Genomic DNA, 13,720 nt, shown 5'->3' with positions numbered 1-13,720 from the left:
CGCCGCTACGGCGCGATGACCCCGAGCTCGAGCATCCGCTGACGCTCGGCGGCCGCCGCGGCACGCTCGGCCTGCGCGCGCTCGAGCGCGGCGCGGTCGGCCTCGGGCAACTCGTCGACCGGGCACCACGCCGCGACAACCTGGGGCCCGAAGGCCCACGACGACGGAGCGCCGTCCGCGCAGCGCACCAGGGCGACATCGTCCTCCGTCGTGTAACGCAGCACGAACGCCTCCGACCGCTCGCCACACGTGGCCGTACCGCGCACCTCGTGGCGCTCCCCCGCGCGCCAGACGAGGTGTGTGCCGTCCAGAGGCGAGGTGATGGCGATTCCGGCGCTGGCCGAGTCGGGCCGCGGCGCCTCGGCCCCCGCGAACCCCTCGAGCGGGCTGGACGCCGCGCGCGCCGCGGCGAGGATCGCCGCACGCAGCCCCGCAGGCGAGGCGGCCACCTCGAGCCGCACCCCCGACACCGAAGGGTCGTAGGGCGCCACGTCCTCGGTGCGCTGGCCGTCGTCGGACTCGGTCAGGCGCGCGACGGCGGTGACCACCGGCGCGCTCGTCACCGGGCCGAACCGGACATCGACGTCGTCGGGCGCGCACACCTCGCCGGTGACACCATCGGCAGGACCGCTGCTGCGGTCTGACGGCACGACCCGCCACGCCCCCGCACCGGCGAGGGCGACCGCCGCGGCGACTGCGATCCCCGTCACGGCCCGCGCTCTGCGCGCCTTGCCGCGCGCCGAGCGCAGCACCTCGTCGAGGTGGAGTCCCGACGGCGGCGCCTCGGCCGTCGCGTGGCGCAGGCGCTCAACGAACCGCTCGTCCTGTGGCCTGGTCATCGCGCCTCTCCGCTCGTGGATCGTGCGCCGTCGTGCTCCGCTCCCCGTCGCGGGCCGAGCTCGAGGATGGCTCGCAGGTGCGCGAGTCCGCGCGAGGCGCTGGACTTGACGGTCCCGACGGGCACGCCGAGCTCAGTGGCGACCTCCGCCTCACTCAGGTCGAGCAGGTGCCTCATCACCACGATCCGCCGCTGCTTGACGGGCAGCAGAAGCAACGCGCGCACCACGGCGTCACGATCGTCGACGGCGGTGGTCGCCGGCCGTCTCCCGCCCGACGCCCCCTGGCCGCCGTCAGGCGGGTCGGGCAGCGCATCGGGGCCTGTGAGGACCTCGCGGCGTGTGCGCCGCCAGGCATCGATCCGCAGGTTGGCGAGCACCTGCCGCGCGTACGCCAGCGGATCGCCCCGCCTGGCCCGCGACCACGAACGATAGGTGCGCTCCAGAGCCTGCTGAGTCAGCTCGTCGGCGCGGTGCGGGTCGCCACTGAGCAGGTACGCCATGCGGTGCAGGGGCTCGTGCGCCGCCTGCATGAACGCCATGAACTCGGCGTTGCGGTCGGCATGGGTGAGCACGACGTCGACGACGGCGTCGTCGTCGAACTCCCGCACGGCGCGGGGCGCGGCAGCCGCCGACGCGGCGCTCAAGGACGTCATACCCGGAACACGCACATCAGGGGCGCAGGTTCCATCCCCGACGCGCCGACGTTCGGCGCTCTGCCAGCCGGGCCCGCGCTCAGAGCACGTGCGCCAGGAACTCGCGCGTGCGCCGCTCGCGCGGGTTGTCGATGACCGAGGCCGCCGGCCCCTCCTCGACGACGACGCCCTGGTCCATGAACACGACCTTGTCGGCGACCTCACGCGCGAAGCCGATCTCGTGGGTCACGACGATCATCGTCATGCCCGAGGCGGCCAGGTCCTTCATGACGGCGAGCACCTCGCCCACGAGCTCGGGGTCGAGGGCCGAGGTCGGCTCGTCGAACAGCATGAGCTCGGGGTCCATCGCCAGGGCGCGCGCGATCGCGACGCGCTGCTGCTGACCTCCCGACAGCTGCGCCGGGTAGTGGTCGGCCCGGTCGGCCAGGCCCACGCGGGCCAGCAGCTCGGCGGCCCGCCGCCGCGCGTCGGCCTTGGACATCCCGCGCACCCGCCGGGGCGCCTCCATGACGTTCTCGAGCGCCGTCATGTGCGGGAACAGGTGGAAGCGCTGGAACACCATGCCGATGCGACGGCGCTGGCGTGCGACGACCTTGGGGTGCAGGCGGTGCAGCACGCCCTTGCCGTCGACGCGGTAGCCCATGCGCTCGCCGTCGACGACGACCGAGCCCGCCGTGATGTCCTCCAGTTCGTTGACGCAGCGCAGCAGCGTCGACTTGCCCGACCCGGACGGACCGAGGATCACGGTGACCGAGCCGCGCGCGACGTCGAGGTCGACGCCCTTGAGCACGTGCACCGCCGCGTGGCCGTGGCCGAACTCCTTGTGCACGTCGCGGATCTCCACCATGTGCGGCGCGCGGGCATCCGTCTGCGAGGTCATGGCGTCACGTCCAGGAAGGGGTCGTCCGTGGTGGTGCCGGCGGCCTGGATGGCCTGCTGCCGGCTGGGTCTGCCGGGGCCGCCGCCGAACCCGCGCCGCCTGGCGGTCTCGGTGCCGAACCCGCGCCCGTAGTACTTCTCCAGGTAGCTCTGGCCCACCATGAGGATCGAGGTGATGACCAGGTACCACAGCGAGGCGATCACGAGCAGCGGGATGGGCTGGAACAGCCGGTTGCCGATGGCGTTGGTCGCGTAGAACAGGTCGAGCGTGAACGGCACCGCGATGACCAGCGACGTCGTCTTGAGCATGGAGATGGTCTCGTTGCCCGTCGGCGGCACGATGACGCGCATGGCCTGGGGCAGCACGACGCGGCGCAGGATGGTCGAGTCCTTCATGCCGAGCGCCCGGGCGGCCTCGGCCTGGCCCGGGTCGACCGAGGTGAGCCCCGCGCGCACGATCTCGGCGAGGTAGGCCGCCTCGTTGAACGCCAGGCCGAACAGCGCGGCCCAGAAGGCCGTGATGACGACCTTGGTGTCGAACGAGACGAACTCGGGGCCGAACGGGATGCCGACGCTCAACCGCGGGTAGAGCACCGACAGCAGGCCCCAGAAGACCAGTTGCACGTAGACCGGGGTGCCGCGGAAGAACCAGATGTAGACCCAGCTCACCCCGCGCATGACGGGGTTGTCGCTGCGCCGCATGATCGCCAGCAGCACCGCCATGACGATCGCCAGCGCCATCGAGCCGACGGTCAGGATGAGCGTCCAGCCGATGGCCCGGATCACGACGATGTCGCGCAGGTACAGCCACACGGTGTCCCAGCGGAAGGTCGCGTTGGTGACCAGGCCGTGCACGGCCATGGCCGCGAGCACGAGCACCACCAGGGCGCCGACCACCCGCCCGGGCCGGGGCACTGGCCGGGCGTGGATGCGATGCGGGATCGGGTCGCTCATGCGCCGTTCCTCCGTCTCGGCTGGACCATGGGTCCAGCATGCAGGATCAGTCGGCCTGCGGGCTGATCTCGGACGTCGACAGCGCGCTGTCCTCGTTGCCCCACCCGGCGAGGATCTGGGTGAGCGTGCCGTCGTCCATGAGCTTCTGGAGCGCCGCCCGCACGGCCTTGGCCATCTCGGCGTCCCCGTGCGGGACGACGACGGCCTCGGGCGCGGCGTCGCGGATGTCGCCGAGCAGCTCCAGCTTGCCGTCGGCCTGCCCGACGGCGTAGGCCGTCACGGGCGAGTCGGCGTACATGGCCTGGACCTTGCCGCCGACCAGGTTGGTGGTGACGTCGGCCTGCTTCTCGTACGGCAGGAGCGTCAGCGGCTTGTCGGCCGGGCAGGTGGTCTTGGTCTGCTCCAGCTCGTCCTGCTGCGTGGTGCCCGTCTGGACGCCGATCGTCAGGCCGCACAGGTCGTCGGGGTCGACGGCGTCGGGGTTGCCCGTCGCCACCGCGAACTGCGAGCCGGCGTTGATGTAGGTGACCATGTCGACCGCCTCAAGGCGCTCCGGCGTGACCGTGAACGACGAGACGCCGACCTCGTAGCGCGTGCCGACGCCCGGGATGATCGCGTCGAAGGTGCTCGACTGGATGTCGGCCTCGAGCCCCATGAGCCGCGCCATGGCCGTGGCGATCTCGATGTCGAACCCGACCGGCGTCTTGCCGTCGGCGCCGACGAACTCGGCGGGCGCGTAGGTGAGGTCGGATCCGACGGTGAGCTTGCCGTCCTGCGCGACGGCGGCCGGCACGAGCGCGGCGATCGCGTCGTCCTTGGCGACCGTGGCGGCGTCGAAGCTCGCGGAGCCGCCACCCTCCGCGGACTGCGAGGCCGAGGTGCAGGCGGCCAGGGCGAGGGTCGCCACTGCGGCGGCCGTGGCGGTGAGGGCGTGACGCGTGCGCATGGGAGGCTCCCTGTGGGTGGCTACGGGCCGGGTTGCATGAGTATGCGCACTGATGCCTGAATCACCAAGTGCGCCGGGGTCAGCCGACGGACGGGTTGATCTCCGCCGTCGTGATGACGCCCTGCTCGTTGCCCCAGGCGGCGGCGATCTTCGCGAGCGTGCCGTCGTCCATGAGCCGCTGCAGGGCCGCCTGCACGGCCTGGGCCAGCGCGGTGTCGTCCTTGGCGACGACGACGCCGTAGGGCGCGGCGTCGCGGATGTCGCCGACCGTCTCGATGGCCCCGCCGGACTGCTCGACGGCGTAGGCGACCACGGGCGAGTCGGCGTACATGGCCTGGAGCTTGCCGCCGACCAGATTGGTGGTGACGTCGGCCTGCTTGCCGTAGGGCAGCACGTCGAGGGCGCTGCCCGCGGGGCACGCCGCGGTGGCGTCGTCGAGCTCCTCCTGCTGGACGGTGCCGGTCTGCACGCCGACCGTCAGGCCGCACGGGTCGGCCGGGTTGACGCCGTCGGGGTTGCCCTTGACGGCGGCGTACTGCGAGCCGGCGTTGAAGTAGCTGACCATGGTCACGGCCTCAAGGCGCTCGGGGTTGACCGTGAACGCCGAGATGCCGACCTCGTAGCGCGTGCCGATGCCGGGGATGATCGAGTCGAACTGGCTCGACTGGATGTCGGCCTCCAGGCCCATGAGTCGCGCCACGGCGCCCGCGATGTCGACGTCGAGGCCGACCGGCGTCGTGCCGTCCTCGGCGACGAACTCCAGCGGGGCGTAGGACAGCTCGGCGCCGACCGTCAGCTTGCCGTCCGCGGCGATCGCGGCGGGGACCATCGCGGCGATCGCCTCGTCCTTGGCGATGTCCGAGACGTCGAAGCCTTGGGCGTCCTGCGGCGCCTGGGACGCCGAGGTGCAGGCGCCGAGGGCGAGCGTGGCCACCGCCAGGACGGCGACGGGAAGGGCGGGACGCGTACGCATAACAGGCTCCGGTCTGAGTGGGTTCTCTGAAGCGTGCATAAGTATGCACCACTCTGAGTAGCGACGGCCAATGCGTCGCACCGTGATCGCTACCGGGCGAGCTGCGAGAGGGCGACGTCGTGGGCCTGCGCCACCAGCCGCAAGCCGCCCGGCTCGACGAAGACCGCACGCAGCGCGACGCCGTCCGGCAGGCGCAGCGGGATCCGCAACGCGGCCAACCGCGACCCGAGACCTCCGGGGATCGCCGACGCGTCGACGGTGAGGCCGCCGAGGACGAGGCTCCTGACCTGCACCGCGACCGCGGTGTCGTCGACGACGGCGGGCGCGGCGACCACACCCAGGTCGAGGCCCCACGCCGTCAGCGTGAGGCTCAGGGCGTCGGGCTCCTCGGGCGCACGCGCCACCCGCACGTCGTAGCCGAGCTGCTCGGACAGCAGGCTCGCCAAGGTGTCGAACGTCACGATGCCGTCGACGCGCGCGTCCTCGACGTTCCACGGCGCGCGCGACTGAACTCCGCGCGCGTCCAGGTGGACGTCGCTCACCGTGTGGCCGCCGAACGTGCCGGCGTCGAGACGACCCGTCACGTGGTCGATCCGCCCCGCGGCGAGCTGCGTGAGGAACGGGAACCCGTGGATGTCGACGTGCGCGCCGCTGACCCCAGTGCCGCCCAGCACGACGGCGGTCGCCACGCTGCGCTCGGTGACCCAGGCGGCCACGCGGTCGGCGCCGACGGCCAGGGCCGCGAGCAGCGCGAGCGCCACGATCGCGGCCGCGAACGTCCGACGTCGCTCCCCTCGCGCGCCCGGCTCGCGGTCCGCGCGGCTCAGGAGCCCTCGCCCACGGCGCGGATCACCGGAATCCGCCCACCGATGCCCACCATGTCCAGGACCTCGACGACGGCGGGTGACGGATCGCGCAGGCTCACCGGCGTGCCCGTCTCCTGCCCCAGCACGTAGACCTGGAGGATGAACGCGACGCCCGAGGAGTCGATGAAGGTGACGTCCTTGGCCTCGATGATCACCGGGACCCCGGCGATGTGGGCGGCGAGCACGGCCATGGCCTCGCTCGCGGCCTCGCGCAGCGCGGCGTCGACCTCGCCCCACAGGGAGACGACGGTGCCACCGGCCGTCGATCGGCACACGATGCCGGATCCCGTCACGGTGCGCGAACCGGTCTCGTCGAGGTCCATGGTCAAGGTCGCTCCACTCGTCGACGGCCAAGTCGGGCGGTGCGAACTCCACCGCGTCTGTCCGAGTGTTCCCTTTTCGTCGCCGTGAGTCCAGGCTGGGTCCGCTCCGAGCGGAGAACCGGGCTGTGCGAGCGCGTCCTCGACGCGGGGGCCGGGCCCCGCCTCACGCCGACGGGTCGACGGCGGGGGGCAGGTCCGGGGTCGGCGCCGCCTGCTCCGGCAGACGGCCAGGCTCGGTCGACGCGTCCGGCGCGGGCGCCGGGTCAGGGGCCGGGGCGGGGGCCGGCGCGGGGGCCGGAGCTGGTGCGGGACCGCGCGAGAGCACGACGCGCATCGTGGCGCCCAGTGGCGCCTCGTCTCCCGCGCGCACGCCCGAGATCCCTCCCACCGACAACTCGACCACGGCCCCCAGCGGGCTGGCGGAGTCGGCCCAGGCGACGTCGGGGACCAGGCCCGCGTCAGTGATCGCCTGCGCGACCCTCGCCGCGATCGCGTCGGGGCCAAGACCGCTCAGGTCGAGCGCCGCGATCGACGGCACCGCGACCATGACGCCCGGGTCGTCGCCCTGGGGTCCCTGGTCGCCCGGGGTGCCCGGGTCGTCGGCGGCCGTGCCCGTGCCACCGGGATCCTCCGTGTCGCCGTGGGAGTCATCGGGCGTCGTGCTGGGATCATTCGGCGTGCTCGGGCCCGGGCTCGCGGGCTCGGGCGGCGTGGTCGGCTCGGGCGACGGGGTGGGCTTGGGCGGTGTGGTGGGCTCGGCCGAAGGCTCCGTGGGCGTGGTCTCCTCGGTCGGCGTGGTCGGCACGGTGGGCGTGGCCGGCTCGTTCGACGGCGCCGCGGGCGGCGGCGTGGACGGCGTCGACGGCGTGGACTGGTTCGCCCGGCGGTACTGCGCGATGTCGTCGGCCGACAGCGCACGGTTCGGCACCGGACCCGCCGCGAAGAACTCGAAGTGCCACGGCTCGGGCTTGGACCCGTCGAGGCGCGCCCATGACGGGTTGTCCCAGCCGTAGTCGGGGGCGTGCAGGCGCAGCCACACATATTCGGCCGAGCGGCCACCGCTGATGGGACTGGCCAGGTCCACGGCCAGGCCCCACCCGTGCAGCGAGTACCCCGGCGTCGCGGCCAGGTACGGCTTGGTCTCCTTGAGCGCGAACTGGGTCGAGAGCGTCCGGTAGGAGTCGGTGATCCCGATCGGCTTGCCGAACCGCGCCTGGTAGGCCGCGTTGAGCGCCGTGAGCTGGGCGGCCGCGTCGCAGCGCAGCCGGTGTCCGGGCGCGAACGGGAGCGCGCACAGCACGTCGTTGGGAATGCGGCCGTTGGAGTACCCGGCCGTCGAGTCGCCGAAGCGCGCGACGGCGTCGCGCAAAGCGGCCGTCAGCGGTGCGTCGGCGGCCAGATCCCCCGCGACGGTGACCGAGACGCGCTCGGCGAGGTCCGGGTCGAGCAGCGCGGCGAGCCGCATCGCGGCGACCACGACCTCGTCGAACGTGACGACCCTCTCATCGCCCTGCGCCCCCGGCGTGGCGTCCCCTGACTCCTCACCCTCAGACACCTCAACGCTCACCGGCTCCGCGTCAGCAGCCTCCGGCTCCGCGTCGGCACTCTCGTCCGCCTGCCCGGCCGGAGTGACCTCGACGGGCGCGACGTCGGTGGACACGGCCTCCGCGGCCACCGCGGGGTTCTGGGCGAGGTACGCGGACAGCAGCATGCCGAGCTCGGCCGCCGCCTGACTGATCTCGGGTGTGATCGCGCGGTCCTCGTCGTGGGCGGCGAGTTCGGCGCGCTCCAGCAGCGCGAACACCTGGTCCAGCGTGACCAGGTCCGACGACGTCATCCCGCCGACCTGCCCCACGGTGATCGGCGCACTCGCGACGGCGGCCGCGGCCACCGCGGCGACGGGCTGCGCCGTCGGCCCCGACACACCGGGCAGCATGCTCGCGCTCGCGCTCGTCAGCGCCCCGGCCACCAGGACGACAGCCGCTAACCCTGCGTACGACCGCGGCGGCGGCTGGCGGTGCCGACCGCACCGCGATGGTCCTTCGTCGAGATGACTAGCGCTCACGATCGAGACCTTCCGAGCGAACCTGCGAGGTTCGGGCATCTTCGCACGAACGGGCGAACCCCCGAGGACGCTCCCCCGCTCTCCATCTGACGTCTCGGTGAACCGCTCGGCAACCCAGGCTCGGGAAAACCCCGGACATCGTGGCGAACGGCACACATCGGACGCCGCGTCCGTGCCCTGCGCTATCACCTTGCGCCGCTTGCGAGAATGGGAGGTCGTGAGCACTCCCGCCTCCCACCCGCAGCCCACCGAGGGCGCCTCGGCGCCCCCGCCCGCCTCGGGCGCCCGGCGGGCGAGCCAGGCCCGTGCCACCCGCCGCCGCGGCGCCCGCCGCTCGACCGCCGGCCCCCGTCGCGTCTCACGCGCCCACCTGGACAAGCTCGCCGCCGCGCGCGCCGACGTCGTCGTGCCCCCGATCACCTACCCCGAGCAGCTGCCCGTCAGCGCGCGGCGCGCCGACATCGCGCGCGCCATCGCCGACCACCAGGTCGTCGTCGTCGCGGGCGAGACCGGCTCAGGCAAGACGACGCAGCTGCCGAAGATCCTGCTCGACCTGGGCCGCGGCCGGGCCGGGCAGATCGGCCACACCCAGCCGCGCCGCATCGCCGCGCGCTCGGTCGCCGAGCGCATCAGCGAGGAGATCAGCGGCCCAGGCGCCCTGGGGACGGTCGTCGGCTATCAGGTGCGGTTCACCGACCAGTCGAGCGAGGGCACGCTCGTCAAGGTCATGACGGACGGCATCCTGCTCGCGCAGATCCAGCGCGACCCGGACCTGCTCGCCTACGACACGATCGTCATCGACGAGGCGCACGAGCGCTCACTCAACATCGACTTCCTGCTCGGCTACCTCTCGCGCCTGCTGCCGCGCCGGCCCGACCTCAAGGTCGTCATCACCTCGGCGACCATCGACTCGCAGCGGTTCGCGGAGCACTTCTCCCCCTCCCACCTCGCCCAGGTCGGCGGGGCGCCCGACGCCGTCGTCGAGGTGCTGCCCCAGGCGGCGCCCGTCGTCGAGGTCTCGGGGCGCACCTACCCGGTCGAGGTCCGCTACCGCCCGCTGGCGCCCGAGACGGACCCCGCATCCGGCCTGCGCAAGGGCAAGGGCGAGGAGAAGGACCTGGTCACAGGGATCGTCGAGGCGTGCGACGAGCTCATGACCTGCGGGCCGGGCGACATCCTGGTGTTCCTGTCGGGGGAGCGCGAGATCCACGACGCGCTCGACGCGCTCGACGGCCACCTCGGCGCCCGCGCGCGCGACCCCCGCCACCCCCAGCACGTCGAGATCCTGCCGCTGTACTCACGCCTGTCGGCCGCCGAGCAGCACCGCGTGTTCGCCTCACACCCGGGCCGGCGCATCGTGCTGTCGACCAACGTCGCCGAGACGTCGCTGACCGTGCCCGGCATCCGCTACGTCGTCGACAGCGGGCTCGCGCGCATCTCGCGCTACTCCAAGGCGACCAAGGTGCAACGCCTGCCCATCGAGGCGATCTCGCAGGCCAGCGCCAACCAGCGCTCGGGCCGCTGCGGGCGCGTGGCCGACGGCGTCGCGATCCGCCTGTACTCGCGCGACGACTTCGACGCCCGCCCCCAGTACACCGAGCCGGAGATCCTGCGCACCTCGCTCGCGTCCGTGCTGCTGCAGATGATCGCCGTCGGCGTGGTCGCCGCGCCCGGCGACGTCGCCCGCTTCCCGTTCGTCGAGCCGCCCGACACGCGCGCCGTGCGCGACGGCGTCACGCTGCTGCGCGAGCTCGGCGCCCTGGAGACCTCCCCGGACGGCACGACGACGGCGCTCACCGACGTCGGCCGCCAGCTCGCCGCGCTGCCCATGGACCCGCGCCTGGCGCGCATGATCATCGAGGGCGCGCGGCTCGGCGTCGCACGCGAGGTCGCCGTCGTCGCCGCGGCGCTGTCGGTGCAGGACCCCCGCGAGCGCCCCGCCGAGGTGCGCGAGCGGGCCGACCAGCTCCACGCGCGGTTCGCCGACCCGACGTCGGACTTCCTCGCCTACCTCAACCTGTGGGAGTACCTGCGCGAGCAGCAGCGCGAGCTCAGCGGGTCGGCGTTCCGCCGACTGTGCAAGGCCGAGCACCTGAACTTCCTGCGCGTGCGCGAGTGGCAGGACGTCGTCCAGCAGCTGCGACAGATGTCGAACGACCTGGGCATCAACCTCTCCGCCGGACGCCGCCCCACCCCCGCGGCCGCCCCGCCCCCGGTGGTTGACCCGCCCCCGGTGGTTGAGCCTGTCGAAACCACCCCGAACACCCCCACCGCCGCAGCCCCCACTGCCGCAGCCCCCACCACCGGCGGCCCCGCGCGCGGCGAGCTGCGGCGCGAGTGGGCCGGCGAGACCGTGCACCGCGCCCTGCTGTCCGGCCTGCTGTCGCAGATCGGCATGCAGGACACGGGCGAGATCAAGGCGTCGTCGGTCGCGCACCTCAAGGGCGAGGCCCGCGCCCGCGCCCTGCGCCAGCAGGCCAAGCGCGCCCGCAACGAGTACCTGGGCGCCCGCGGCGCGCGGTTCGCGATCTTCCCCGGCTCGCCGCTGTCCAAGAAGCCCCCGGCCTGGGTCATGGCGGGCGAGCTCGTCGAGACCTCGCGCCTGTGGGCGCGCGACGTGGCCCGCGTCCAGCCGGAGTGGGTCGAGGCGCTCGCGGGCGACCTGGCCCGGCGCACCTACTCCGACCCGCACTGGTCGACCAAGCAGGGCGCCGCGATGGCCACCGAGAAGGTGCTGCTGTACGGCGTGCCGATCGTGGCGGACCGGCCCGTGCTGTTCGCCAAGGTCGATCCCGAGGCCGCGCGCGAGATGTTCGTGCGCCACGCGCTCGTGCAGGGCGAGTGGACCACCCACCACCGGTTCTTCGCCGAGAACCGGCGTCTGCTGGAGGAGGCCGAGCAGGTCGAGGCGCGTTCGCGTCGGCGCGGGCTGGTCGCCTCGGAGGACGACCTGTTCGCCTTCTACGACGAGCGTGTGCCGGCGTCGGTGGTCAGTGCGCGGCACTTCGACACTTGGTGGTCGAGGGCGCGCCGCCAGACCCCGGACCTGCTGACGTTCCGCCTGGAGGACCTGGTCGACGTCGAGGCCGTGGACCCGGCGCAGTTCCCGTCGTCGTGGACGCAGGGCGAGGTCACCCTGCCGTTGACCTATCAGTTCCGTCCCGGCCAGGACGCCGACGGCGTCACCGTGCACGTGCCGTTGTCGATCCTCCCGCGCCTGTCGCCGTCGGGGTTCGACTGGATGGTGCCGGGCCTGCTCGACGAGTTGTGCGTCGCGACCATCCGCTCGCTGCCCAAGCCGGTGCGCGTGCAACTCGTGCCCGCGCCCGACGTCGGCGCGGCCGTCGCGGCGTGGCTGCGCGAGAACACTCCCGCTTGGCAGGACATGGCCCGGGCGGGCGACATGGCCGAGCCGTTCGCGGTGGCCTTCACGCGCGCGGTGCGGGCGCTGCGCGACGTCGTCGTGCCTGATGACGCGTGGGACGCCGAGCGCGTCGAGCGGCTGCCCGCGCACCTTCGGGTGACGTTCCGGGTCGAGGACGCCGGAGGCTCGGCGGCCGGGTCCCGTCCGGGCTCTGCGGGCGGCGCGGGCGGCGCGGGCCAGGCCCGCCGGGCCCGCGACCGCGTCGCCGCCGTGCTCGATGAGTCCAAGGACCTGCTGGCGTTGCAGCGCCGTCTGGCCGCGCAGGCCGAGGCGGCGGTGCGCGCGGCTGTCAAGGGCGCCGTCGGGATCGCGCTGGAGGAGGCTCGCGCCAAGACGAGCGCGGCCTCGGGGGCGCGCGCGGCCGACTCGGACGCGTCCGCGGACTCTCGCCCGACCGGCAACTCCGGCGGGGCCGGCGCCGCGTCCGCCCCGCCCACCGGCGCCGCCGCCGGCCCACGCTCCGGCGCCCGCGACGGGGGTTCGGGGGCGGGTGCAAGCGCGCCCGCCGCCCCCGTCGTCGCCGAGCGCACCGGCCTGACGACGTGGCCCGACGGGTTGCCGGACGGCCGCCTCCCCGAGGTCGTGTCGAGCGACCTGGGTGGCGGCGTCGTCGTGCGCGGCTACCCGGCCCTGGTCGAGGAGCCGGGCCCGCGAGCGGAGCCGACCGTGGCGCTGCGCATCCTGGCCGACGCCACCGCGCAGCCGGGCGCGCACGCGCGCGGCGTGCGCCGTCTCTTGCTCGCCGAGAACCGGCTCGCGCCCGCCCGCGTCACGTCGCGCTGGACGGGCAGGCAAGCGCTGACCCTCGCAGCGAGCCCCTACCGCACGACCGACCTCCTGGCCGACGACCTCCAGCTCGCGGCCGTCATCGCGCTGACCAGCGGCGATGTCGCGCTCGGACCAGGAACCCCTGCGGGCGTCGACGCTGTACAGATTCGTGACTCCGAGACGTACAGCACCGCCACGGCGCATGTGCGTCAGCACCTGGAGGACGAGACCTACCGCGTGGCGGGCCACGTCGTCGCCGCGCTGGCGGCCTGGCGCACGCTTGAGGGAGAGGTCCGGGCGACGTCGTCGCTCGCCCTGCTCAACACCCTGCAGGACATCCGCGACCACGCCGCCACACTGGTGCACAACGGCTTCGTCAGCGCGACTCCCCCGCGCCGGCTGCCGCACCTGGTGCGCTACCTGCGCGCGGCGTCGCACCGGCTGGAGAAGGCCCAGGCCAACCCCCACCGCGACGCCGAGCTGGCCTGGCGCGCGCACGACGTCGAGGAGGCGTACGCCAAGGCGCGCGCCACGTACGCCGCAGGCCCGGCCGACCCCATCCGCGCGGCCGAGCTCGCCGAGGCCCGTTGGCAGATCGAGGAGCTGCGCGTCAGCCTCTTCGCGCAGCAGCTCGGCACGGACGGCACCGTCAGCGAGAAGCGCATCCGCAAGACACTCGCGCCCAACGGCTGGTGACACGCGCGCGGCGAGCTCCGCGCCAGCCGGGCCGACCGCTCCAGCCCGGGCCAGGAGTGTCGACGAAGTCCTGACGCAGAACAGGCTCCGATGCCCCACGAACACCGAACACGGCAGCACCGGTGTCGCAAAATGAGCGATGACCTGGAAGTTCGTACAGGTGTTCGAATACAATCAAGGCATGGTGAGTCGGCAAGAAGGCAGGCAAGCAACACGCGTTGTTGCTGCGCCCATCTCGCCAGCCACGTCGCCCGCCCCCGCCGCGTCCACCCCGCCCGCCCTCTCCGCCACGCCCCCCGCCACCTGCGCCGCGCCTGACGTACTCGCCACCTCC

Annotated in this window: 10 protein-coding genes; 1 reads left to right on the top strand and 9 read right to left on the bottom strand. The window is 73.5% G+C overall.

The genetic code is table 11. The features are described from left to right. Positions 1–5: 5 nt before the first annotated feature. The 9 genes from EV386_RS15325 to EV386_RS15290 form a co-directional block, all read right to left on the bottom strand. Entirely contained in the window at positions 6–839 is an 834-nt protein-coding gene (locus EV386_RS15325) for a hypothetical protein (RefSeq protein WP_130416192.1), read from the bottom strand. Beyond that, on the bottom strand, positions 836–1,492 hold the full coding sequence (locus EV386_RS15320; protein WP_130416191.1) for a SigE family RNA polymerase sigma factor: 657 nt from the start codon (positions 1,490–1,492) through the stop codon (positions 836–838). Before EV386_RS15320 ends, EV386_RS15325 begins: the two co-directional genes overlap by 4 nt. Positions 1,493–1,571: 79 nt before the next feature. After that, complete coding sequence (locus EV386_RS15315) at positions 1,572–2,372, bottom strand: amino acid ABC transporter ATP-binding protein (RefSeq protein WP_130416190.1); 801 nt, start codon at positions 2,370–2,372, stop codon at positions 1,572–1,574. Continuing rightward, positions 2,369–3,325, bottom strand: a complete 957-nt coding sequence (locus tag EV386_RS15310; protein WP_130416189.1) for an amino acid ABC transporter permease — start codon at positions 3,323–3,325, stop codon at positions 2,369–2,371. The genes EV386_RS15315 and EV386_RS15310 overlap by 4 nt, the downstream gene beginning before the upstream one ends. Before the next feature lie 46 nt (positions 3,326–3,371). Next, a complete protein-coding gene (locus EV386_RS15305; protein ID WP_130416188.1) occupies positions 3,372–4,271 on the bottom strand; it encodes an ABC transporter substrate-binding protein in 900 nt (299 codons plus the stop codon). 79 nt (positions 4,272–4,350) lie between these two features. Continuing rightward, positions 4,351–5,244, bottom strand: coding sequence for a transporter substrate-binding domain-containing protein (locus EV386_RS15300; RefSeq protein ID WP_130416187.1), 894 nt, complete (start codon positions 5,242–5,244; stop codon positions 4,351–4,353). 89 nt (positions 5,245–5,333) lie between these two features. Next, on the bottom strand, positions 5,334–6,005 hold the full coding sequence (locus EV386_RS15295; protein WP_165399962.1) for an LmeA family phospholipid-binding protein: 672 nt from the start codon (positions 6,003–6,005) through the stop codon (positions 5,334–5,336). A gap of 62 nt (positions 6,006–6,067) precedes the next feature. Next, complete coding sequence (locus EV386_RS18390) at positions 6,068–6,433, bottom strand: STAS domain-containing protein (RefSeq protein WP_165400032.1); 366 nt, start codon at positions 6,431–6,433, stop codon at positions 6,068–6,070. Between the two features lie 163 nt (positions 6,434–6,596). Then, positions 6,597–8,369 (bottom strand): M15 family metallopeptidase, encoded by a 1,773-nt coding sequence (locus EV386_RS15290; RefSeq protein WP_130416185.1) that lies wholly within the window; start codon positions 8,367–8,369, stop codon positions 6,597–6,599. Positions 8,370–8,868: 499 nt separating this feature from the next. On the opposite strand from EV386_RS15290, the gene hrpA reads away from it, so the two are divergent. Then, on the top strand, positions 8,869–13,386 hold the full coding sequence (hrpA, locus tag EV386_RS15285; RefSeq protein ID WP_242608111.1) for an ATP-dependent RNA helicase HrpA: 4,518 nt from the start codon (positions 8,869–8,871) through the stop codon (positions 13,384–13,386). Positions 13,387–13,720: the final 334 nt, after the last annotated feature.

Origin of the sequence: Xylanimonas ulmi (genome assembly GCF_004216535.1) — a bacterium.
Lineage (GTDB): Bacteria > Actinomycetota > Actinomycetes > Actinomycetales > Cellulomonadaceae > Xylanimonas > Xylanimonas ulmi.
This window is presented reverse-complemented; position numbering and strand designations above follow the sequence as displayed.

Coding starts and splice junctions, on each gene's coding strand:
- EV386_RS15325 (WP_130416192.1), bottom strand. CDS start 839: ATGACCAGGCCACAGGACGAGCGGTTCGTTGAGCGCCTGCGCCACGCG.
- EV386_RS15310 (WP_130416189.1), bottom strand. CDS start 3,325: ATGAGCGACCCGATCCCGCATCGCATCCACGCCCGGCCAGTGCCCCGG.
- EV386_RS15315 (WP_130416190.1), bottom strand. CDS start 2,372: ATGACCTCGCAGACGGATGCCCGCGCGCCGCACATGGTGGAGATCCGC.
- EV386_RS15320 (WP_130416191.1), bottom strand. CDS start 1,492: ATGACGTCCTTGAGCGCCGCGTCGGCGGCTGCCGCGCCCCGCGCCGTG.
- EV386_RS15300 (WP_130416187.1), bottom strand. CDS start 5,244: ATGCGTACGCGTCCCGCCCTTCCCGTCGCCGTCCTGGCGGTGGCCACG.
- EV386_RS15305 (WP_130416188.1), bottom strand. CDS start 4,271: ATGCGCACGCGTCACGCCCTCACCGCCACGGCCGCCGCAGTGGCGACC.
- EV386_RS18390 (WP_165400032.1), bottom strand. CDS start 6,433: ATGGACCTCGACGAGACCGGTTCGCGCACCGTGACGGGATCCGGCATC.
- EV386_RS15290 (WP_130416185.1), bottom strand. CDS start 8,369: ATGCTGCCCGGTGTGTCGGGGCCGACGGCGCAGCCCGTCGCCGCGGTG.